Source organism: Streptomyces sp. C10-9-1, from assembly GCF_024497955.1.
Classification (GTDB): domain Bacteria; phylum Actinomycetota; class Actinomycetes; order Streptomycetales; family Streptomycetaceae; genus Streptomyces; species Streptomyces sanyensis.
In genome coordinates this window covers 323474-345720 of record NZ_JANHKP010000003.1, presented here as the reverse complement: position 1 = coordinate 345720, position 22247 = coordinate 323474, and the positions used below count along the sequence as shown (strand labels likewise).

Sequence of the window (22247 nt, the reverse complement as noted above, 5' to 3'; positions counted from 1 at the left end):
TGATGTCCGCCATGTGGGACGTGACGCGCGTCTCTTGGTGGTCACAGCGGCCCTCACGGACGCTAACCTCCGGCAGAGAGTCCACATGTAAACAGCTGTTAAGGGGTGCCGCAGTGGCCAGGAAGCTCGCCGTCATCGGGGCCGGACTCATGGGGTCCGGAATCGCACAGGTCTCGGCCCAGGCCGGCTGGGACGTGGTGCTGCGCGATGTCACCGACGAGGCTCTGGCCCGCGGTCGTGACGGCATCCGGTCCTCCTACGACCGGTTCGTCGCCAAGGGCAAGCTCGAAGCCGCCGACGCCGAGGCCGCGTTGGCGCGCATCACGACCACCACCGACCTCGACGCGGTCGCCGACGCCGACATCGTGGTGGAGGCCGTGTTCGAGAAGCTGGAGGTCAAGCACGAGATCTTCCGCAGCCTGGACAAGGTCGTGCGCCCGGACGCGGTCCTGGCCTCCAACACCTCCGCCATCCCGATCACCAAGATCGCCGCAGTGACCGAGCGCCCGGAGCGCGTGGTCGGCACCCACTTCTTCTCGCCCGTGCCGATGATGCAGCTCTGCGAACTGGTCCGCGGTTACAAGACCAGCGACGAAACCCTCGCCACCGCACGGGAGTTCGCCGAGTCCGTCGGCAAGACCTGCATCGTCGTCAACCGCGACGTGGCCGGGTTCGTCACCACCCGCCTGATCTCGGCACTGGTCGTGGAGGCCGCGAAGCTGTACGAATCGGGCGTCGCGACGGCCGAGGACATCGACATCGCCTGCAAGCTGGGCTTCGGCCACGCGATGGGCCCGCTGGCCACGGCCGACCTGACGGGCGTCGACATCCTGCTGCACGCCACGGGCAACATCTACACCGAGTCGCAGGACGAGAAGTTCGCGCCGCCGGAGCTGATGCGCCGGATGGTGGACGCCGGTGACATCGGCCGCAAGAGCGGGCAGGGCTTCTACAAGCACTGACCGTACCGACCGATGCGGCATCCCTCCCGCGGGTGAATTCGGTATCGGTTCGCTTACAAGCAGCAACCCCGCCGCATGGACGGCAGTCAGTTGTTGCAAGACGGAGAAGTGACGGACACGGGGCATTCACGAGTTCTCGGGGAGCGCATATGCACATCAGGGGCGACCACGCCGAGCTGGTCGTCGGGGGCCGCCTCGACGTCCGCAGCGCGGCGGACGCCCGTACGGTCCTGCACTCGGCCGTCGACGACGGAGTCGGCGACCTGGTGCTCGACCTGACGCAGCTCGACTCCTGGGACGCCACCGGGCTCGGGGTCATCATGGGCGCCCACCGGCGGGCCGGCCGGTGCGGCCGCCGCCTGGTGCTGCGCGGAGTCCCGCCGCAGATGCAGCGGCTCCTCGTCGCGACCCGGCTGCACCGCATCCTCGCCATCGAGGGCGGCCTGGCCGCCGAATCGCTTCCCCGGGTCTGAGGACCCGACCGCGGGGCGGGGCGGGCCCGAACGGGCCCGCCCCGCCCCGCTCCGTCTCCCCGGCGGCGCCGCGCGGGAAGGGAGCGGTGCGAGGTGTGCCGGCCGGTGCGAAGGGTACGAGAGCCGCAAACCTTCCGAGAAGGTGACGTCCCGCACCGTGCGGGGACCCGACGGTTCCGCATGTCCCGCCGAACGTCTAGGGTTCGAACGCCCGCCCTTGCGAACACCCTTCAGGCGGGCACCGGACCGAAGCGACGGCGGGCGTGCAGAGAGGCCGGGAGGGCACACCGCACGCGGCTCCGGCCCCAGGACGGCGATCCTGGCGGAGCGAGGCCAGGCAACCGCATCTGGGGGCTTTCAGCATGGACAACGACAGCTTCGGCGACGCCGAGGGCCCCAAGCGGCCACCGCGCGACGTCCTGGGGCCCGCCGCGTCTTCGCCGGGGCCCGTCCGCACGGCCACGGTGACCACGGGCGACCTGCTGCTCACCGTCAACCCGCTCGACGGCAGCGAGGTGGAGCCCTGCCCGCCCGGCGCGCAGCCGACGCGGCCGACGCGGCGGACCGCCGCCGGGCGTGAGGAGCGCGCGCGGGCCGCGCAGCCGCCGGTGCCACCGGGGCCCGCGGCCCCGCAGCCGTCCCTGCTGGACCGCGACGAGACCCGCGACCGCCTGGTCCGCCTGCTCTCCCAGGGACGCTCCGTCCGCCTCACCGGAGCCCCGGGCTCGGGCCGCACCGCGCTGCTGGACGCCGTCGCCGCCCGCTGCGGGACGCTCGCCCCCGACGGGGTCGTCCGCCTCAACGGCCTCCACCGCACCGCGGGGGACCTCCTCCACGAGCTGTACGCCACGGTCTACGACTCGCCGGGCCGGCGGCCCGACCGCAACGCCCTCGCCGGGTTCGTCCGGGACATCGGGGCCGTCGTGCTCCTCGACGACCTCGACATCGGCGGCGCCGCGCTGGACGAACTGCTCGACGCCGCGCCCGAGTGCGCCTTCCTGCTCGCCGCCACACCGCAGACGCCCGAGCCCACGGCCGACGCGCCGCTGGAGGAGGTCGCCCTCTCCGGGCTCGACCGCGCCACCTCCCTCGACCTGCTCCGCGAGGTCGTCGGACGCGAGCTCAGCGAGGAGGAGGCCAACTGGGCCGGCGACCTGTGGTTCGAGTCGGAGGGGCTGCCGCTGCGCTTCCTCCAGGCCGGTGCCCTGCTGCGCCAGTGCGACGAACTGCGCGGAGACCCCGAGGCGCAGGAGGAGTTCGCCGCGTTCGACGCCCCGCAGGGCCGGGAGGTGCCCCTGCCGTCGCTGGGCGAGGCCGCGGCGCCCGCCCCGCTGCTCGCCTCCCGGCTGAGCGAGTCCGCGCGGCAGACCCTGCGCCTCGCCGTCGCGCTGGGAGGAGAGGTGCCCCACCAGGCCCACCTGCCGGCCCTGGTCGGCGACACCCACGCGGACGCGGCGCTCGGCGAGCTGATGCGCTGCGGGCTGCTCTCCCCGGCCGGACCGCGCTACCGGCTGGCCGCGGGCGTGCTCGCCCAGCTCCGCGAGCGCGACTACGACGAGGACGCGGCCGACTGCGCGCACACCGCCGCCCGGCACTACTCCTGGTGGGCCGGACACCCGTCCGTGACCTCCGAGCGGGCCGTCGCCGAGGTGGACGCCCTCACCGCGGCACTGGGCGCGCTGGTGCCCGGGCAGGACCCGGGCCATGCCGGAACCGCCGTGCTGCTCGCCCGCAGTGCGGCACCGGCCTTCGCCGCCGGCCTGCACTGGAGCGCCTGGGAGCGGACGCTGCGCATCGGCTCCGAGGCGGCCAGGATCAGCGGGGAGGTCGCCGAGGAGGCCTACTTCCACCACGAGTTGGGCGTTCTCGCACTCTGCACCGGCAACCTCTCGCGGGCCCGGGCGGAGTTGGAGGCGTCCATCGGCATGCGCGGTGCGCTGGCGGACAAGAGCGGCACGGTGGCCGGGCGCCGCGCCCTGGCCCTCGTCGAGGACCGTTCCGTCGGCCTGGCCCCGGTCACCGAACCCCTCGCCCTGCGGGCCGGGCCGCTGTCCCCGCCGCGCGGTACCCCCGCGGCGCTGCCCGCGGGGCCGGGGGCGGCGCCGGGCACCGGGCCCACGGCGATCCTGCCCAAGAGCCCGGCCGCGCCGTCCGCGGCGATATCCGGGGGCGCGCCGCGGCAGGCGCCGGAGCCGCCGGACGAGGACCGGAAGCCGACCGGGCGCCTGGCGCTGCTCGGCGGCGCGCGCCGCAACCTGGTCGCCGCCGGTGCGGGCGTGCTGCTCGCGGGCGTCCTCGGCACCGTGGTGACCCTCGGCGCGGCCTCGGACGGCACGGAGGTCCCCACCGACAGCGTCCGGCACGGGCAGCCCACCGACCAGGACGCGGGCGGCACCGGCGACGGCTGGGACCCGCAGGACGCGGTGTCCGAGACCTCCAACGCCCCGGAGGACGAGGAGGCCTCGCCCTCCGCCTCGCCCTCGCCGTCCGCGACACCGGCTCCCGCCGGTTCCGCACCCACGGCACCCCGGCCCGTGACCACCGACCCGGCCACCGCGAGTACCCGCCCCGGCAGCCCCCCGACGAGGACGTCGAGCCCGTCGAGCCCGAAGCCCCCGGTCAGCGAGGTCCCGAGCTCCCCACCGCCTTCGACCTCCTCCAGCCCCGGATCGGCGTCGCCGACGCCCTCCGAGTCGACCTCGGCGTCGCCCTCCGAGCCGGCGGACGGCGGGGGGGACGGTGGCTCCGACGCCTCCGCCGAGGGCCCCGCCCCCTCGGCCAGCCCCTCCCCCTCCGTCCTCTGAGGGCCCGGCCGGCCCGGCGTTCCCCGGAGCCGGCACGAGGCGCCGGCGGCCTGCCGCAGGCGCCGCGGGAGCGGTCGGGTGCCGCGGCCCGGGTCAGAACAGGCGGAGCTTGTCGTCCTCGATGCCGCGCAGCGCGTCGTAGTCCAGCACCACGCAGCCGATGCCGCGGTCGGTGGCGAGGACCCGGGCCTGGGGCTTGATCTCCTGTGCCGCGAAGACGCCCTTGACCGGCGCCAGGTGCGGGTCGCGGTTGAGCAGTTCCAGGTAGCGGGTCAGCTGCTCCACGCCGTCGATCTCGCCCCGGCGCTTGATCTCCACCGCCACGGTGGCGCCGTCCGCGTCCCGGCACAGGATGTCCACCGGGCCGATGGCGGTGGGGTACTCGCGCCGGATCAGGGTGTATCCCTCGCCGAGTGCCTCGATCCGGTCGGCGAGCAGTTCCTGGAGGTGCGCTTCCACGCCGTCCTTGATGAGGCCCGGGTCGACGCCCAGCTCGTGCGAGGAGTCGTGGAGGACCTCCTCCATCGTGATGATCAGTTTCTCGCCCGCTTTGTTCACGACGGTCCACACGTCGTCCTCGCCCACCTTCACGGTGCAGGGCGGCGACATCCAGTTCAACGGTTTGTATGCCCTGTCGTCGGCGTGGATGGACACACTGCCGTCGGCCTTGACCAGGATCAATCGGGGTGCGGACGGCAGATGGGCGGTGAGCCGGCCCGCGTAGTCCACGGAGCAGCGGGCGATGACGAGACGCATGGTCGGCCACGCTACTGGACGGGCCCCACCGAGCGCGATTCGCCCCGGAAGCCCCCTTCTTGTTTGGCCGGTTGTGCTCCCAATCTCCTGGTGCGGGCACGGCGCCACACTTACCGTGGAAGCAGGAGGTTGCCGGTCGTTCACGCTGCGTTGCCCCTGTGGCGGGTGTGGCGGTGCACCGCCCGGTTCCTCCTTCCCTGCCCGTAAGGCCCCGTCCGTACGGGGCCGCGAGAGGAGAACCCATGTCGCTCGACGTCTCACCGGCTCTGTTGGAACAGGCCGAGCGAGGCGAGGTCGACGAAGCCGCCTTCGTCGACTGCGTCCGGACCTCCCTGCCCTATGCGTGGGAGATGATCAGTTCTCTGGTGGCACAGCTGAAGGTGGACGGCGGCGACTTCGCCGACAACCAGACGCCTCCGCCGGACGAGCAGGCACGTGGTCAGCTGCTGCGCGCCCTCGCGAGTGACGCCATTCGCGGGGCGCTCCAGCGGCACTTCGGTGTGCGTCTGGCCTTCCAGAACTGCCACCGCGTCGCGGTGTTCCCGATGGACCCGTCGGTGGACGACCGGCTCGCCCGCTTCACCTCCATCCGGGGCCAGCTGCTCAACCAGTCGCCCGAGCTGCGCGACTGCTGAGACGCCCGCCCGCTGCCGCGCCGCGTCCCGAGCGAGACCCGTACCGCCCTCCGGCGCGCGGGGCGGCGGCACGCCCCGGCGCCGCACGGACGACCCCGGCCGGGACGACGGGACCGGTCGGGGCGCACCCGGCCGGCCCGGTCGGGGCCCCGCGTGTCAGCCCAGCAGCGGCAGCACGTCGGTGCCCAGCCGCCGAACGTTCTCCTCGGTGGCCGCGAGGTCGCCCGAGCCCTCGGCGAGCAGGGCGAAGCGCGTGATGCCGGTCCGTTCCGCCGTCGCCGCGAGCCGGTCCGCCGCCAGCTCCGGCGTGCCCACCGGGTGCAGGTCGCAGAGGAGTTCGGTGTACGCGACCGGGTCGCGCATCACCCGGTGCCGGCCGTCGACGGTGACATGGGCGTCGAGACCCTGCTTCAGCCAGCCGGGCATCGACTTCACCAGGGTCTCGCGCGCCGCGTCCGTGCGGTCGGCGAGCTGCACCACGCCCGCCGAGACGTGGCCCGCCCCCTCCACCTCCTCCCGCGGGCGCCCGGACTCCAGGGCGTGGCGCCGCCACAGGGCCACCATCCCGGCCTTGTCCTCGTCGCCGCAGTGCATGCCGAGCAGCATCGGCAGCCCGCGCTCCGCGGCCAGCCGGACGCTGTTCGGGGAGGTGCAGGCCACCACGGTCTCCGGCCCGCCGGGCGGCCCGCCGAGCAACTCGTCGGCCCGCGGCACCACCTCGACCTCGCGGAAGGCGAAGCGCTCTCCCGCCGCGCCGACCCGGGGCTCCCGCAGCCAGCGCAGCAGCAGATCCAGGGACTCCGGGAACTCCCCCTCGTACGCGGCGAGTCCGCCCCCGAACACCTCCAGGTCGACCCAGGGCCCGCCCCGGCCGACGCCCAGGGTGAAGCGGCCTCCCGAGGTCAGGTGGAGCAGCGCGGCCTGCTCGCCGAGCGCCACCGGGTGGGTGCTCGGCAGCACGCTGACAGCCGTGCCCACCCGGATCCTGCGGGTCCTGCCCAGCAGCAGTGCCGCCAGGGTCACGGCCGACGGGCACACCCCGTACGGCACGAAATGGTGTTCCGCCAGCCAGACCGAGTCCAGCCCGGACTCCTCCGCGGCCTCGGCCGACCTCACCGCGCGGTACAGCGCCTCCCCCTGTCCCTGTCCCGGGAACTGGGCTGCCAGTACGAACATCCCGACGCGCATCGCCTTCTGCCTCCTTGCGGCCGACGCGGCTCTCCCCCTACCGGCAACAACGCCTGACACGTGCCAAAGGCACGGCCGGACGCGAAGTTGTTGCGATTGTCCGGTAACCGACCGTGGGAGGGTGCCCGGCGCGATCCCGGCAGCCTGGTGGGAGGCCCTAACCTGGAGTGCACCTGCACCGCCGAACACCCGAGGTGAGACGTGTCCCCGCGCCGCAACCGCCCCCGAGGCGGCGACAAGGAAGCCGCGTACGCAGAGGAGCGCACGGACCGGTACGGCGGCTTCGGGCGCAGCGAGAGCTGGCGGGGCGAGGACTGGTCGGTGCGCCATGTGCCGGGAGCGGGGGCGACGGGGAAGACCTACCGCTGCCCCGGATGCGACCAGGAGATCCCCTCGGGCGTCCCGCACGTGGTCGCCTGGCCCGAGCACGGCGGCGTGGACGACCGCCGCCACTGGCACAAGGCGTGCTGGAACGCGAGGGACCGCCGCACCACCGCGGTGCAGCGGTCCCGCAACGCGCCGCGCTACTGAGCCCCGGCCTCAGACGTCCCGGGCGCCGATCGCGGCGAAGCCCGCGCCCAGGGCCACGGCCGCGATGCCGAGCATGGTCGCCACGGCCCCCCAGCCGGCGGGCCCCGAGCCGGCGGCCTCGCCGTAGACCCCGATCAGCTGTGCGGGGACCGAGTACTCCAGCAGCACCTCGCTGACGTCCTGGAGCGCGGAGGAGCCCAGCATGAAGAAGCCGGCCACCAGCGGCAGCAGCATCAGGCCGAGCATGATGGTGATCGCCCCGGCCGAGTGGCGGACCACGGCGCCGACGCCGAGGGAGGTCAGCCCGAGCAGGGCGACGAACAGCGAGACGCCCACGGTCCCCAGCAGCCACTCCTCGCCGGTCGGCTCACGGCCGTCCACCATGGCCACCTGGCACAGCGCGACCAGGCCCACCGTCACCAGCGCGGCGGTGAAGGCCAGGACGAAGAAGACCAGTGCCTTGGCGGCGAGGACCCGGGCCCGGCTCGGGCAGGCGGTCAGGGTGGTGCGGATCATGCCGGTGCCGAACTCGGAGGTGACGGTCAGCGCCCCGAGGGTGATCACGCAGATCGAACCCGTCAGCGCGCCGAAGACGCCCAGGCCCAGGACCGACTCGTCCGTCGGCGCCGGCTCGCCCACGGCGGTCACCAGGGCGGCGAGGCCCAGACCGATGACGGTCATCAGCAGGACCATCACTCCGAGCGTCCACATCGTCGAGCGGACGGAACGGATCTTGGTCCACTCCGAGGCGAGGGCGTCGCCCAGGTGCGCCCGGCGGATCGGGATCGGCGAGGTGTAGGACGCCGCGGGGGCGGCCGGCTGCTGGTGGGGGGTGGTCATCGCGGGTCCTCGGACTGGGTCGGGTCGGTGGCGGCGGGCGGCCGGCTCGCGGCGGCGTCCGCGGGCGCCTCGGGGGCGGTGACGGCGGAGGCCGGCTGCCCCGGGGGCGACGTCGCCGGGGGCGGCGGGGCGTACCAGCCCTGCTGCGGCACCTCGGGCACGTGGGGGAGCGGCGCCGGGCCGCCGGGCTGCTGGTCCGGCTGCAGCCCCTCCTTCTGGTCGTCCGTCGACCGGTAGTCGACCGCGCCCTGGGTCATCCGCATGTACGCCTCCTCCAGGGACGCCTGGTGCGGCGAGAGCTCCCAGAGCCGGACGTCCGCCTCGTGCGCCAGGTCGCTGATCCTCGGGAGCGCCAGACCGGTCACCCGCAGCGCGCCGTCCTGCTCGGGCAGGACCTGCCCGCCGGCCCCGGTCAGGGCGGCGGACAGCTTCTCCCGCTGCCCGGGGTCCCCCTGCGGGGTGCGGACGCGGGCGAAGCCGGCGGAGTTGTGGGCGATGAAGTCCCTGACGCTCATGTCGGCCATCAGCTGACCCCGCCCGATCACGATCAGGTGGTCGGCGGTGAGCGCCATCTCGCTCATCAGATGGGAGGAGACGAAGACGGTGCGGCCCTCCGCGGCCAGCTGCTTCATCAGGTTGCGCACCCAGAGGATGCCCTCCGGGTCCAGGCCGTTGACCGGCTCGTCGAAGAGGAGCACCTGGGGGTCGCCGAGGAGGGCGGCCGCGATGCCGAGCCGCTGGCCCATGCCGAGCGAGAAGCCGCCCGAGCGCCGCTTGGCCACCTCCTGAAGGCCCACCACGCCGAGCACCTCGTCCACCCGCCGGGCGGGGATGCCGGAGAGCTGCGCCAGCGACAGCAGGTGGTTGCGCGCGCTGCGCCCCCCGTGGACGGCCTTGGCGTCCAGCAGCGCGCCGACCTGCCTGGGCGCGTTGGGCAGCTGCCGGTAGGGGCTGCCGCAGACCGTGACGTGCCCGGACGTCGGCTGGTCGAGGCCGAGGATCATGCGCATGGTGGTGGACTTGCCCGCGCCGTTGGGTCCGAGGAACCCGGTGACGGCGCCGGGCCGCACCTGGAAGGAAAGGTCGTACACGGCCGTCTTGGCGCCGTAGCGCTTCGTCAGGCCGACTGCCTCGATCATTGTCCAGCCCCATCGACTGTCGGTCGTCGGGGCCCGTGGCCGTGCCGGCGTGCGCCCCCCGTATGCATCAGGAGGATAGCCGTGCGCCCGCGGTTCCGGCCAAGCCCCGAAGGGGCCAGGCCGGTCGTCCGCGGGTCGTCAGGCGTCCCGCTTCTTCAGGACCAGGTAGCCGCCGATCAGCGAGGCGGCCACCCAGAGCACCATGATCCCGAGGCCGCCCCAGGGACCGTAGGGCGCCTCGTCGCTGTCCAGCGCGTTCGGCACGACCTGCATGATCTTCGCCCCGGCCTGGTCGGGGAAGTACCGGGCGACCTCCTTGGCCCCGGGGACGGCGCTGAGGATCTGGGAGACCAGGAAGAAGAAGGGCATCAGGATGCCCAGCGACAGCATCGAGCTGCGCAGCATCGCGGCGACGCCCATGGAGAACAGGGCGATCAGCCCCATGTACAGCCCGCCGCCGAAGACCGCGCGCAGCACGTTCTCCTCGCCGAGGGTGGTCCGGTGCTCTCCCAGCAGCGCCTGGCTGACGAAGAAGGTCAGGAAGCTGGTGACCATGCCGACCAGCAGGGCCAGTGCCCCGGCCACGGTGATCTTGCTGAACAGGAAGGTGGCCCGCTGGGGCACCGCGGCCAGCGAGGTGCGGATCATGCCCGAGCTGTACTCGGTGCCGACCACCAGCACGCCGAAGACGACCATGGCCAGCTGGCCGAGGATCAGTCCCGAGAAGCTGACGAACGTGGGGTCGAAGGTCAGCCGCTCGGCCTCGGAGAGGTCGTCGAAGGTGGCGTTCATCAGCGCGGACAGGGCGGCGCTCATGGCCAGGGTGACGGCGAAGGCGCTGATCAGGGTCCAGATGGTCGAGGAGACCGTACGGATCTTCGTCCACTCGGACTGGAGCACGGCGGGTACGGATGCCATGGGTCAGGCTCCCTCGTTGCGCGGGGCCCACTGCGGGGCGGCGGGACCGGTGGGCGGCGGCGCCGGTGCGGCGTCGGCCGAGTGCGCGTGGTACTCCACGGAGCCCGCGGTCATCTGCATGAACGCCTCCTCCAGCGAGGCGCGCTGCGCACTGAGCTCGTGGAGCACGATGCGGTGCTCGGCGGCGAGCTCCCCGAGCGCCTCCGTCGTGGAGCCGTCGACCTCCAGCACGCCGTCCTGCGCCTCGGCCGCCGCGAGTCCGGCGCCGCTCAGCGCGTCCAGGAACTGCTCGCGCTGGGGAGTGCGCAGCCGGACGTAGCTGCGTGAGTTCCTGTGGATGAAGTCGGCCATGGAGGTGTCGGCCAGGAGCCGCCCCTGGCCGATGACGATCAGATGATCCGCCGTCAGGGCCATCTCGCTCATCAGATGGGAGGAGACGAAGATCGTCCGCCCTTCCTGGGCGAGTGCCTTCATCAGGGTGCGGATCCAGTGGATCCCCTCCGGGTCGAGACCGTTGACCGGCTCGTCGAACATCAGGATCTCCGGGTCGCCGAGCAGCGCCGAGGCGATGCCCAGCCGCTGCCCCATGCCGAGGGAGAAGCCCTTGGACTTCTTCTTCGCCACCGCGGAGAGCCCGACGATGTCCAGCACCTCGGAGACCCGGCGCTCGGGGATCCGGTTCGCCTGGGCGAGACACAGGAGGTTGTTGTACGCGCTGCGCCCTCCGTGCATCGCCTTCGCGTCGAGCAGGGCGCCGATCGTCCTGAGGGGTTCGTCGAGTTGCCGGTAGTGGCGCCCGTCGATCCGCACCGTCCCGCTCGTGGGGTTGTCGAGGTCGAGCATCATGCGCATCGTCGTCGACTTGCCGGCACCGTTGGGGCCGAGGAAGCCCGTGACCATGCCCGGGCGGACGGTGAAGGAGAGACGGTCCACGGCGACCTTGCGGCCGAAGTGCTTGGTGAGTCCGTCGAGCTCGATCATGCGTTCAACCTACGGGGGCAGGGCGGCCCGCGCCACCGGGTTCGACGGGCATCTGGGACCTGTGTGTGGAAACCGGACACAACGCGCCGGTGCCCGGCGCCCCGACGGGGGCACCGGGCACCGCGCGCGTCTTCGGACGCCGCGTCAGCGGGTCTGCTGCGCGGGCACCCCGCGGGTGATCGACTCGTCGTCCGCCGGGGCTCCCGCCGCGGCGACCGCCGCGCCGGTCAGCGTGGCCAGCATCTCGCGGACGTTGGTCAGCTGGGCGTTGATCGAGTCGCGGCGGTTGGTGAGCGCGGCGAGCTCGCGCTCGGACTCGCTGCGGATCCGGTCGGCCTTGGCGTTCGCGTCGGCCACGATGTCCTCGGCCTGGCGCTGGGCCGTCTCCACCGTCTGGCGCGCCCGGCGCTCGGCGTCCGTGCGCAGCTTCTCGGCCTCCAGGCGCAGCTGCTCCGCGCGGTGCTCGATCTCCGCGAGGCGCTTCTCCGCCTTGGCCTGGCGGGAGGCCAGGTCGCGCTCGGACTGCTCGCGGCGCTTGGCCAGGTTGGTCTCGAAGTCGGCGGCGGCCTGGGCGGCCTTGGCCCGGGTCTCCTCGAAGAGGGCGTCCGCCTCCTCGCGCTTGGACTGGGCGTCCTTCTGGGCCTCGGTGCGCAGCGCCTGCGCCTCGCCCTGGGCCTTCTCGACGATCCGGACGCCCTCGTCCTCGGCCTTGGCCTTGCGGTCCGCCGCGAAGGACTCGGCGTCGTTGCGCACCTGCTGGGCGGCGGACTCGGCGAGCTCGCGGTGCTGCTCGGCGGCGCGGCGGGCCTCCTCGCGCAGGTCCTTGGCCTCCTCCTCGGCGAGGCGGAGGATCTTCTCGACGCGCGCACCGAGACCGGCGTACGACGGCTCCGCGTCGTTCACCTGGGCCTGGGCGTTCTGCGTCTCGAGGTGGAGCTCCTCGATGCGCTTCTCCAGAGAGGTGATCCGGGCCAGGGCGCCGTCGCGGTCCGCGACCAGCTTGGTGATCCGTTCTTCAACCTGACCGCGGTCGTAACCACGCCGCACGAGCTCGAAGCCGAAGGGGGAGGAAGTGTCGCTCATGGGGTTCCTGTCGAATGAGACCGGTGAGGTGTCAGGGGCTGTCCGACGGGCCGGGGTCGGAAGGCCGCCGTGTGCCGGTGCGGTGCATCGCAGGGCGCCGGAACGCTCCAACAGCCGAAGACCGTCCGAGCGTTTCGGCGACACGGCGAGGTACCGTGCCGGGCGCCGCGGACCCGACCAAGGCCCGCCGGACAGCCCCTAAGAAGGAATCCTAGGGGCCGAACCGGCGTGTCATCGAGCGGATGCCCGTTTGATCTGGAGAATGTCCAGCCTTTTGAGTGGCTAGCCGTCGGAAGACTTGCCACCCGATCGGGTGGTCCCCGCGGTGGCCCCCGCCTTGACCGCCCCTGATCCGTTCTTGCCCTTGCCGTCGGGGGCCTCGAAGGATTCCAACGCCTCCAGCACGTCCTGGACACGGGAGATCTCCGCCTGGATGTCCTCGCGCCGGCGCACCAGGACCTCCAGCTCGCGCCTGCCCTCCTCGACCAGGCGCTCGGCCTCCTCCTCCGCCTCGGCCTTCACCCGCTCGGCCGCGGTGACCAGCTCCGCCTTCTTGGCGCCGGCCTCCTTGAGCAGGCCCTCCGCCTTCTTCACGGCCGCGATCCGCACCTTGCTGGCCTCGGTGTTGGCGTCCGAGAGCAGCTCCTTGGCCTTCGCCTCGGCCTCGGCGTGCTGCTCCTCGGCCGCCTTGACCAGCTGGTCGACCCGCTCCCCGGCAGTCTTCATCTGCTCCGCGGTCTCCCGCCGCGCCCGCTCGTGGAGCTCCTCCACCTCGGCGTCCACCCGGGCCCGCAGCTCCTCGCCCCGCTCCCTTATGGCGGCCGCGTCCCGCCGGGCACCGACCAGCAGCTCGTCCGCGTCCGTGCGGGCCTTCTCGACCAGCGAGTTGCCCTCGACCGTCGCCTCCGACACCAGGCGCTCGGCCTCCTTGCGGGCCGCGCCCACCATGGTGTCGGCCCGCTCCTCGGCCTCGGTGGCCGCCCGCAGCGCCTCCTGCTGGGCCTTGGCCATCAGCTGGTCGGCCTGCTCGGCCGCGTCGGCCCGGCGCTTGGCGCCCGCCTCGCGCGCCTCGTCCAGCACCCGGTCCGCCTCGGCGCGTGCCTCGCTGCGCAGCTCCTCGGCCGCGGCCTCCGCCTCGGCGCGCACCTTCCGGGCCTCGGCCGCGATCCGCTCGGCGGCCCGCTGGGCGGAGCCCACCGTCTCCGCCGCCTCGGCACGCAGCCGCTCCGCCTCCGTGCCCGCCTCGGTGAGAAGGAGGTCGGCCTGCTCGGCGGCGTCCGCACGCCGCTTGTCGGCCGCCTGCCGGGCCTCGTCGAGCAGCTCCTCGCGCTCGGTGAGCGCCGTCTCGCGCAGCCGCTCGGCCTCGGCCTCGCCCTCCGCCCTGAGCTGCTCCGCCTCGGTCAGCAGGCGCGTGGCCTCCGCGTCGGCCTCGGCCCGCAGCTCCGCGGCCTCGGCGCCCAGCCGCTCGCCCTCGGACCTCGCCTCGCCGACCAGCCGGTCCGCCTGGGCGGCCGCCTCCGAGCGGATCCGGTTGGCGTCCTCCCGGGCCCCGGCCCGGGTGCGCGAGGCGTCCTGCTCGGCGGTCGCCAGCGAGTCCGCGGCCTCCGTGCGCACCCGCTGGGCGTACTCCCCGGCCTCGGTGCGCAGCCGTTCGGCCTCCGCCAGGGCCTCGGCCGTGGTCCGCTCCGCGAGCGCCTTGGCCGCCTCCGTCTCCTCCTGCGCCCGCTCGCGCAGCCGCGCCGCGTCCTCGGAGGCCCGCTCCCGCTCCGCGTAGGCGTCGGAGCGGACCCGGTCCGCCTCCTCCTGCGCCTCGGTGCGGGTGCGCTCGGCCGCGTGCTCGGCGGCGCTGCGCAGACCGGCGATCTCCTCCTCGGCCTGCTCCTGGAGCCCGCTGACCGCGTCGCGCACCTGCTGGGCGGTCTGCTCCGCGGCGGAGACCATCTCGGTCGCCCGCGCGTCCGCCTCCTCGACCAGGCGCTGCGCCTCGGCCTGCGCCTCCTCGACCCGCTTGCGGGCCGAGCCCAGCAGCCCCTCGCTCTGCTCGCGGGCGCGGTCGCGCTCCTCGTCGGCCTCCTCCCGCGCGGAGCGCAGGGTCTCCTCCGCGGCCCGGCGGCGCCGCTCCGCCTCCTCCTGGGCCGCGGCGAGCGTCTCGGCCGCCTCGGTGCCGACCCGCTCGGCGGCCGCGGCCGCCTCGGCACGCACCCGGTCGGCGGTGTCCTGCGCCTCGGTCTTGAGCCGCTCCGCCTCGGTTGCGGCCTCGCTGCGCAGCCGCACCGCGAGGGCCTCCGCCTCCGCCCGCGAGGCCGAGGCGTCGCCCGCCGCCTCGGTGCGCAGCCGCTCGGCATCCTGCTCCGCCTGCTCCGTCAGGGCCCGCAGGCGCTCCGCGGCCTCGGTGCGCAGCCGCTCCGTCTCCTCGGCCGCCTCCCGCCGGATCCGCTCGCCCTCGGCGCGCGCCTCGGCGAGACGCGCGTCCGCGTCCGACAGCCGGGACGCGGCCTCCGCGTGCAGCCGGTCGAGCTCCTCGGCCGCCTCGGTCTGCCGGGCCTCCGCCTGCCGCTCGGCCTCCCGGCGCACCTCCGCCGCGTCCGTCTCGGCCCCGGAGCGCACCGTCTCGGCCTGCTCCTCGGCCTCGGCCCGCAGCTTCTCGGCCTCGGCGCGGGTCCGCTCCAGCGTCTCCTCGGCCTGCCGGCGCAGCGCCCTGGCGCGGTCGATGGCCTCGGTGCGGACCTTCTCGCTGTCGCCCGCGGCCTTGGCCCGCAGCTCGTCCGCGTCCGTGCGGGCCTTGGTCAGCAGCTCCTCGGCGGTGCTGGCGGCCTCCTCGATCTGCTGGACGGCCTCGCGACGGGCCTCGCCCCGGATGCGCTCGCCCTCGGCGACCGCCTCCGCGCGCAGCTGCTCGGCCTCGCCCCGCAGCCGGCGCGCGTCCTCCTGGAGCTCGACGGTCCTGGCGCGGTACTCCTTGGTGTCGTCCTGGGCCGCGCCCTTGAGCTGGTCGGCCTGCTCGGCCGCCTCGCCGCGCAGCCGGTCCGCCTCCGCCTCGGCCTCGCGGCGGATGCGCTCCGCCTCCTCGGCGGCCGCCCTGGTGGTGGCCTTGGCGTCGTCCGAGGCCTTGGTCAGCACCTCCTCGGCGGTCCGCGCCGCCTTGGCGAGCTGGGCGGCGGAGTCCTCGGCCGCGGCGGTCCGGGCCTTCTCGGCGGCCTCCGCGACGAGCTTCTCCGCCTCCGCGCGGGCGTCGTCGAGCGCCTGCTCGGCCTCCGCCTTGCGCGCCTCGGAGTCCTTGGTCGCCTCCCCGACGAGCCGGGCGATCTCCGCCTTCGCCGTGCGGGTGCGCTGCTCGTTGACCGACTCGGCGGAGGCGAGCTGCTTGGCGGCGGAGTCCTTCGCCTCCGCCACCAGCTTCTCCGCCTCGGTGCGGGCCTCGCGCAGTCGCTCCTCGGCCTGCTGCATCCGCGTCTCGGCGGTCCGGCTGAGCTCGGCCGCCTGCCGGCGGGCCTGGTCGGACTCGGCGGTCGTCGCCGAGCGCAGCTGCTCGGCGTGGGCCGTCGCCTCCTGCGCCTGGCTGGAGGCCGCGCCGAGCAGCCGCTCGGCGTCCTTGCGGGCCCGCACCAGCAGCGCCTCGGCCTCGGCCCGCGCGCTCTCCGCCTCGCTGCCGAGGCGGCGGCGGGCCTCCTCGGTCAGCCGGGTGGCCTCGGCGCGGGCGGTGGCGAGGGCCTGCTCGGCCTCCGCCCGGGACTGCTCCACCAGGCGCTGGGCCTGGGACTCCGCCCGGGCGCGAAGCTGCTCGGCCCAGGCGACGTTCTCGTTGACGTGCGACTCGACGGTCTGGCGGCGCTCGGCGAGCTCCTGGTCGAGCCGCTGCCGGCGCTGCACCGCCTCGGCGTGCAGCTCGGCCTGGAGCCGGGCCTGGTGCTCGGCGTGCTCCTGCAGGATGCGCTGCGTCTGGGCGCGGGCCTCGCGCAGCTCCCGCTCGGCGTCGGCCCGCATCTGCTCGGCCTGGACCTGGGCGTTGCGGAGCAACTGCTCGGCCTGGTAGCCGAGATCGCCGTTGTCGTAGGCGGGACGGGAGGCGAGGTTGCGCCGCGCCTCGTGCAGTTTGGCGCGCAGCACCTCGACCTGGTAGCCGAGGTCCTCGGCATGCTGGACGGCCTTCTCCCGCTCGGTCTTCAGCCGGTCCATCTCGGCTTCGAACCGCGAGAGGTGGTCTTCGTCAGCTCGGTGGCTCTCCTGGCGTTCGTAGCCCCGCACTACGCGGTCCCATCCGTCCCCTGGTCGCAACTGTCTCCGAACGAGCACCGTCCGACGGCGAACGGCCCCCCGGGGAAATGGTGACAGATCGACGACGGGGACGCGGCACGGCCCCGAACCCGGCCCCGGCCCGGAACGGCCCACTCTACCGGGCCGGGAATGGGTGGGTCAGTGCTCCGTTGCAGAGGTGACGAGTTCGGTCAGCACGCCGTGGCAGTCCTTGGGATGCAGGAAGGTGATGCGCGATCCCATGGAACCGGTGCGCGGCTCGTCGTACAGCACGCGTACGCCCTTGCCGCGGATCGCCTCGGCGTCGCCGTCCACGTCCGCCGTGCCGAAGGCGATGTGGTGCACGCCCTCACCGTGCCTGGCCAGCCACTTGCCCACGGCGGAGTCCTCCCGGGTGGGTTCCAGCAGCTGGATGTAGGAGGCTCCGCCGTCCGAGGTCCCGTTGATCCTGAGCATGGCCTCCCGGACGCCCTGCTCCTCGTTGACCTCGCTGTGGAACACCTCGAAGCCGTATGTCGCCCGGTAGAACTCGACGGTCTTGTCGAGGTCGAAGCAGGCGATCCCGATGTGGTCGATTCGCGTCAGCATTCCCTCAGTGCAGCGTTCGCGGGCCCGTTACGCAACGTGCGCGCCGTCACACCGGCTCGCCGGTGACCTGGACCGGTACCGCTCAGTACATTGAAGTAAACCCTCGTTCACTCCTCAGCTCCGGCTGAAAGGGGATCGCGCACATGTCTGGAACGACCGGTACCACTTCCGTGATCGTCGCGGGTGCCCGCACGCCCATGGGCCGTCTGCTCGGCTCGCTCTCGTCCTTCTCCGGAGCCGACCTCGGCGGCTTCGCCATCAAGGCCGCCCTCGACCGTGCGGGCATCGGCGGCGACCAGGTCCAGTACGTGATCATGGGGCAGGTGCTCCAGGCGGGGGCGGGCCAGATCCCCGCGCGCCAGGCCGCCGTCAAGGCGGGCATCCCGATGAACGTCCCCGCGCTCACCGTCAACAAGGTCTGCCTCTCCGGCCTGGACGCGATCGCCCTGGCCGACCAGCTGATCCGCGCCGGCGAGTTCGACGTGGTCGTCGCCGGCGGCCAGGAGTCCATGACCAACGCCCCGCACCTGCTGCCCCGCTCCCGCGGGGGCTACAAGTACGGAGCCGTCGAGATGCTCGACTCGATGGCCCACGACGGTCTGACGGACTCCTTCGACAAGGTCGCCATGGGCGAGTCGACCGAGAAGCACAACACCCGCCTCGGCATCCCCCGCGGGGTGCAGGACGAGATCGCCGCCGCCTCCCACCAGCGGGCCGCCGCCGCGCAGAAGAACGGCCTCTTCGAGGCCGAGATCACCCCGGTGGAGATCCCGCAGCGCAAGGGCGACCCGGTCCTGTTCGCCAAGGACGAGGGCATCCGCTCCGAGACGACCGTCGAGACGCTCGGCAAGCTGCGCCCGGCCTTCGCCAAGGACGGCACCATCACCGCCGGGACCTCCTCCCAGATCTCCGACGGCGCCGCCGCCGTGGTCGTGATGAGCAAGGCCCGGGCCGAGGAGCTGGGGCTCGACTGGATCGCCGAGATCGGCGCCCACGGCAACGTCGCGGGCCCGGACAACTCCCTGCAGTCCCAGCCGGCCAACGCCATCGCCCACGCGCTGGAGAAGGAGGGCCTTGCCGTCTCCGACCTCGACCTGATCGAGATCAACGAGGCCTTCGCCGCCGTCGCCCACCAGTCGGCCAAGGAGCTGGGTGTCTCCTTCGACAAGGTGAACGTCAACGGCGGTGCCATCGCCCTCGGCCACCCGATCGGCATGTCCGGCGCCCGGCTCGTGCTCCACCTGGCGCTGGAGCTCAAGCGCCGCGGCGGCGGCACCGGCGCGGCGGCACTGTGCGGCGGCGGCGGCCAGGGCGACGCGCTGATCCTCCGCGTCCCCGGCGCCTGACGCCGCCAGCTCCCGGCCGCGCGGGCGGCGTGCGGCCGGGAGGAGCCGGGAAGAGATACCCCCGTCCCGGTCGCGGCCGCCCGCGTCCGGTCCCGTAAGGAGTGCAGGAGTCATGGTGGACGTCGCCCAGCTGGTCGCCCAGGCACGAGAGGGCAGGCCGCGCGCCGTGGCCCGGCTGATCTCCCTGGTGGAGGGGGCGTCCCCGCAGCTCCGCGAGGTGATGGCCGCGCTGGCCCCGCTGACCGGCGGCGCCTACGTGGTCGGCCTGACGGGATCGCCGGGCGTGGGGAAGTCCACGTCGACCTCGGCCCTGGTCAGCGCCTACCGCAAGGCCGGGAAGCGGGTCGGCGTGCTGGCGGTCGACCCCTCCTCGCCCTTCTCCGGGGGCGCGCTGCTGGGCGACCGGGTGCGGATGTCCGACCACGCCTCCGACCCGGGCGTCTACATCCGCTCGATGGCCACCCGCGGTCATCTCGGCGGGCTGGCCTGGTCCGCCCCCCAGGCCATCCGTGTGCTGGACGCCGCCGGCTGCGACGTGGTGCTGGTCGAGACCGTCGGCGTGGGCCAGTCGGAGGTCGAGATCGCCTCGCAGGCCGACACCTCCGTGGTGCTGCTCGCGCCCGGCATGGGCGACGGCATCCAGGCGGCGAAGGCGGGCATCCTGGAGATCGGCGACGTGTACGTCGTCAACAAGGCGGACCGGGACGGCGCCGACGCCACGGCCCGCGAGCTCAACCACATGCTGGGCCTCGGCGAGGCCCGGGGCCCGGGCGACTGGCGCCCGCCCATCGTGAAGACGGTGGCCGCCCGCGCCGAGGGCGTGGACGAACTGGTCGAGGCGCTGGAGAAGCACCGGGCGTGGATGGAGGAGCACGGGGTGCTCGCCGAGCGCCGCCGCCGCCGGGCGGCGACCGAGGTGGAGACGATCGCGGTCACCGCCCTGCGCGAGCGCATCGGGGACCTCCACGGCGACCGCCGGCTCGGTGCCCTGGCGGAGCGCATCGTGGCGGGCGAGCTGGACCCCTACCGTGCCGCCGACGAACTGGTCGAGTCCCTCACGGCCTCCTGAGCCCCGGACCGGGGGCGGCGGCCGGGGCCGCTCAGTCCCCGGTCCGCGAGGCCGTCTCGGCGGAGCGGGCGTCCACCGTGACCTCCAGCTCCCGCCCCTCGGCGTCCCAGAGCTCGACCTCCCAGTGCGCCGGGCCGTCGTCGTCCCGCTCGTCGAACTCGACGGAGGCGACGGCCGCGCCCGGATGGGCGGCGAGCGCCGCGCCCACCGCCTCGCGGACGTCCACCGCGGCGCCGCGCAGGGCCTCCCGCTCCGCGCGGTCGTCCGCGTCGCCCCCGTGCTGCTTGTCCGCCTCCCCCGAGCGGGTGTCCGCCGAGGGCCGGGACGGCTCCGGCCGTCCGTCGTCCGAGGTCACGGCCACCGCCGTGTAGGCGCCGCCGCCGAGGAGCAGGGCCGCCGCGGCGGTGGCGAGGACGATGCTGCGCTTCATGGTTCCTCCCGTGGGGATGGGCCGGACTGACGTCTCACCACCCTTCCCCCGTCCGGCTGAAGCGGCGCTGAAGCCACCTGAAGGGATCTTCAGCGCCGGTTTGCGACCCTTGCCCCATGAGGTTGCTGATCGTGGAGGACGAGAAGCGGCTGGCCCTGTCGCTCGCGGCGGGACTGACCGCCGAGGGGTTCGCCGTGGACGTGGTCCACGACGGGGCCGAGGGCATGCACCGCGCCGCCGAGGGCGTGTACGACCTGGTCGTGCTCGACATCATGCTCCCCGGCATGAACGGCTACCGCGTCTGCGCCGCCCTGCGGGCCGCCGGCCACGACGTGCCGATCCTGATGCTCACCGCCAAGGACGGCGAGTACGACGAGGCCGAGGGCCTGGACACCGGTGCCGACGACTACCTCACCAAGCCCTTCTCCTACGTGGTGCTCCTCGCGCGGGTCCGCGCGCTGCTGCGCCGCCGCGCCCGGCCGGGCGCGTCCCCCGTGCTGGCGGTCGGCGACCTGCGGGTGGACACGGCCGCCCGCCGGGTCCACTGCGGCGAGACGGAGGCGGCCCTGACGGCCAAGGAGTTCGCCGTGCTGGAGCAGCTGGCCCGCCGGGCGGGCGAGGTCGTGGGCAAGCCCGAGATCCTGGAGCACGTCTGGGACTTCGCCTACGAGGGCGACCCCAACATCGTGGAGGTGTACGTCTCGGCCCTGCGCCGCAAGCTGGGGGCCGGGCGGATCCAGACCGTGCGGGGCGCGGGCTACCGGCTGGTGGCGGCGCCGTGAGGTCGGTCCGGGCGCGGGCCGCCCTGGGCGCCACCCTGGTCGTCGCCGTCGCCCTGGTCGCCGCGGGGGCGGCGGTCCTGCTGGTGCTGCGGCAGAACCTCATCGACCAGACCGACCTCCAGGCCGAGGTCGCGGCCCGCGAGGTCGCCTCGCAGATCGCGCTGGACGTGCCGCCCGACCGGCTGGAGCTGCCGGACGAGGAGGAGCGCCCGGTGCAGGTGGTGGCCGCCGACGGCCGGGTGGTGGCGGTGAGCGACCAGCTGGAGGCGGTCTCCGGCACCTCCAGCACCCAGGTGCGCGCCCGCCCGCTGCCCCCGGTCGGGGACGGGGACGACGACGATGACGACCCCGCCCGGGGCGAGGTCTCCACCGAGGAGCCGCGCTTCACCTCGGGCCGGGCGACCGTGGACGGGGACAGCGCCGACTACCGCTTCGCCGCCGTGCTCGTGACCGCGGGCGACCGCAGGACGTACACGGTGCACGCGGGGGCGCCGCTGACCACCGAGCAGGACGCGGTGGACACGGTGCGCGACACGATGCTGGTGGGTCTGCCGGTGCTGCTGGTCGTGGTGGGCTCCGTGACCTGGCTGGTGACCCGGCGGGCGCTGCGCCCGGTGGAGGGGATCCGCCGGGAGATGGCGGCGATCACCGCCTCCGAGGACCTGTCCCGCCGGGTGCCGGAGCCCGCCTCCCGCGACGAGGTGGCCCGCCTCGCGCGCACCACCAACGAGACGCTGGCCGCGCTTAAGGCCTCGGTGGAGCGCCAGCGGCGCTTCGTGGCGGACGCCTCGCACGAGTTGCGCAGCCCCATCGCCTCGCTGCGGACGCAGCTGGAGGTGGGCGCCGCGCACCCCGGGCTCCTGGACGTGCCGGGGGCGGTGGAGGACACCGTCCGCCTGCAGCAACTGGCCGCCGACCTCCTGCTGCTGGCGCGGCTGGACGCGGGGGAGCGGCCCGGACGGACCCGCTTCGACGTGGCGGAGATGGTCCGGGAGACGGCCGCGGCCCGCCCGGGGGGCCGGGTGCCCGTCGAGGTGGACGCCCCGGACGGCACGGAGGCCGAGGGCTCCCGCTCGCAGCTGGCGCGGGTGGTGGGCAATCTGCTGGACAACGCCCAGCGCCACGCCGAGCACGTGGTCCGCCTCTCGGTGCGCCCGGTGCGCGGCGGGGGAGTCGCGGTGGTGGTGGAGGACGACGGAGACGGGGTGCCGCCGGGGGAGCGGGAGCGGATCTTCGAGCGGTTCGTGCGCCTGGACGACGCGCGCAGCCGGGACGAGGGCGGAGCCGGACTGGGGCTGGCGATCGCCCGGGACGTGGCCCGCCGCCACGGCGGGGCGCTGTCCGTCGCGGACTCCCCGCTGGGCGGGGCGCGCTTCGAGCTGCGGCTGCCGGCGGGCCGCCGCGGCGCGGTGCCGCACGGCGGCTGAGGCGGGCCCGGGGGCGCGCCCCCGCCGCGGCGGCGCGGCCG

19 protein-coding genes are annotated in these 22247 nt (G+C 74.3%); 9 read left to right on the top strand and 10 right to left on the bottom strand.

Annotation, left to right across the window (positions count from 1 at the left end; all coding sequences use genetic code 11):
• The first annotated feature begins 113 nt into the window (after nucleotides 1-113).
• The 3 genes from NPS70_RS06090 to NPS70_RS06080 all read left to right on the top strand — a co-directional run bounded on the left by NPS70_RS06090 (nucleotide 114) and on the right by NPS70_RS06080 (nucleotide 4239).
• On the top strand, nucleotides 114-962 hold the full coding sequence (locus NPS70_RS06090) for a 3-hydroxyacyl-CoA dehydrogenase family protein (protein WP_256522968.1): 849 nt from the start codon (nucleotides 114-116) through the stop codon (nucleotides 960-962).
• Nucleotides 963-1111: 149 nt separating this feature from the next.
• Complete coding sequence (locus NPS70_RS06085) at nucleotides 1112-1435, top strand: STAS domain-containing protein (RefSeq protein WP_256522967.1); 324 nt, start codon at nucleotides 1112-1114, stop codon at nucleotides 1433-1435.
• Between the two features lie 362 nt (nucleotides 1436-1797).
• Complete coding sequence (locus tag NPS70_RS06080) at nucleotides 1798-4239, top strand: ATP-binding protein (protein ID WP_256522966.1); 2442 nt, start codon at nucleotides 1798-1800, stop codon at nucleotides 4237-4239.
• A gap of 93 nt (nucleotides 4240-4332) precedes the next feature.
• Here the strand turns inward: NPS70_RS06080 and nucS are convergent, their stop codons facing one another.
• Entirely contained in the window at nucleotides 4333-4995 is a 663-nt protein-coding gene (nucS, locus tag NPS70_RS06075; protein ID WP_256522965.1) for an endonuclease NucS, read from the bottom strand.
• A gap of 242 nt (nucleotides 4996-5237) precedes the next feature.
• Here nucS and NPS70_RS06070 point away from each other — a divergent pair, with 242 nt between their 5' ends.
• Complete coding sequence (locus NPS70_RS06070) at nucleotides 5238-5630, top strand: SCO5389 family protein (RefSeq protein ID WP_256522964.1); 393 nt, start codon at nucleotides 5238-5240, stop codon at nucleotides 5628-5630.
• Nucleotides 5631-5786: 156 nt separating this feature from the next.
• Here the strand turns inward: NPS70_RS06070 and NPS70_RS06065 are convergent, their stop codons facing one another.
• Entirely contained in the window at nucleotides 5787-6818 is a 1032-nt protein-coding gene (locus NPS70_RS06065; RefSeq protein WP_256522963.1) for an LLM class flavin-dependent oxidoreductase, read from the bottom strand.
• Nucleotides 6819-7019: 201 nt separating this feature from the next.
• Here NPS70_RS06065 and NPS70_RS06060 point away from each other — a divergent pair, with 201 nt between their 5' ends.
• Complete coding sequence (locus NPS70_RS06060) at nucleotides 7020-7349, top strand: ATP/GTP-binding protein (RefSeq protein ID WP_256522962.1); 330 nt, start codon at nucleotides 7020-7022, stop codon at nucleotides 7347-7349.
• Between the two features lie 9 nt (nucleotides 7350-7358).
• On the opposite strand, the gene NPS70_RS06055 is transcribed toward NPS70_RS06060, so the two are convergent.
• From NPS70_RS06055 to mce, 7 genes are all read right to left on the bottom strand, one after another.
• Entirely contained in the window at nucleotides 7359-8189 is an 831-nt protein-coding gene (locus NPS70_RS06055) for an ABC transporter permease (RefSeq protein ID WP_256522961.1), read from the bottom strand.
• Nucleotides 8186-9328: an ABC transporter ATP-binding protein gene (locus tag NPS70_RS06050; protein WP_256522960.1), complete on the bottom strand. Its 1143-nt coding sequence runs from the start codon at nucleotides 9326-9328 to the stop codon at nucleotides 8186-8188. The genes NPS70_RS06055 and NPS70_RS06050 overlap by 4 nt, the downstream gene beginning before the upstream one ends.
• Nucleotides 9329-9466: 138 nt before the next feature.
• A complete protein-coding gene (locus NPS70_RS06045; RefSeq protein ID WP_256522959.1) occupies nucleotides 9467-10246 on the bottom strand; it encodes an ABC transporter permease in 780 nt (259 codons plus the stop codon).
• 3 nt (nucleotides 10247-10249) lie between these two features.
• A complete protein-coding gene (locus tag NPS70_RS06040; RefSeq protein ID WP_256522958.1) occupies nucleotides 10250-11227 on the bottom strand; it encodes an ABC transporter ATP-binding protein in 978 nt (325 codons plus the stop codon).
• 144 nt (nucleotides 11228-11371) lie between these two features.
• On the bottom strand, nucleotides 11372-12310 hold the full coding sequence (locus tag NPS70_RS06035) for a cellulose-binding protein (protein WP_256522957.1): 939 nt from the start codon (nucleotides 12308-12310) through the stop codon (nucleotides 11372-11374).
• 282 nt (nucleotides 12311-12592) lie between these two features.
• Nucleotides 12593-16555, bottom strand: coding sequence for a polarized growth protein Scy (gene scy / locus NPS70_RS06030; RefSeq protein WP_256522956.1), 3963 nt, complete (start codon nucleotides 16553-16555; stop codon nucleotides 12593-12595).
• 168 nt (nucleotides 16556-16723) lie between these two features.
• The gene (gene mce, locus NPS70_RS06025; protein WP_256522955.1) at nucleotides 16724-17152 is read right to left on the bottom strand and encodes a methylmalonyl-CoA epimerase; all 429 of its coding nucleotides are present in this window, start codon (nucleotides 17150-17152) and stop codon (nucleotides 16724-16726) included.
• Between the two features lie 143 nt (nucleotides 17153-17295).
• On the opposite strand from mce, the gene NPS70_RS06020 reads away from it, so the two are divergent.
• Complete coding sequence (locus NPS70_RS06020) at nucleotides 17296-18498, top strand: acetyl-CoA C-acetyltransferase (RefSeq protein WP_256522954.1); 1203 nt, start codon at nucleotides 17296-17298, stop codon at nucleotides 18496-18498.
• 112 nt (nucleotides 18499-18610) lie between these two features.
• Entirely contained in the window at nucleotides 18611-19567 is a 957-nt protein-coding gene (gene meaB, locus NPS70_RS06015) for a methylmalonyl Co-A mutase-associated GTPase MeaB (protein ID WP_256522953.1), read from the top strand.
• A 31-nt stretch (nucleotides 19568-19598) separates the two neighbouring features.
• Here the strand turns inward: meaB and NPS70_RS06010 are convergent, their stop codons facing one another.
• A complete protein-coding gene (locus NPS70_RS06010; RefSeq protein WP_256522952.1) occupies nucleotides 19599-19997 on the bottom strand; it encodes a PepSY domain-containing protein in 399 nt (132 codons plus the stop codon).
• Between the two features lie 116 nt (nucleotides 19998-20113).
• On the opposite strand from NPS70_RS06010, the gene NPS70_RS06005 reads away from it, so the two are divergent.
• Complete coding sequence (locus NPS70_RS06005; RefSeq protein ID WP_256522951.1) at nucleotides 20114-20779, top strand: response regulator transcription factor; 666 nt, start codon at nucleotides 20114-20116, stop codon at nucleotides 20777-20779.
• The gene (locus NPS70_RS06000) at nucleotides 20776-22206 is read left to right on the top strand and encodes a HAMP domain-containing sensor histidine kinase (RefSeq protein ID WP_256522950.1); all 1431 of its coding nucleotides are present in this window, start codon (nucleotides 20776-20778) and stop codon (nucleotides 22204-22206) included. Before NPS70_RS06005 ends, NPS70_RS06000 begins: the two co-directional genes overlap by 4 nt.
• The last annotated feature ends 41 nt before the right edge of the window (nucleotides 22207-22247 follow it).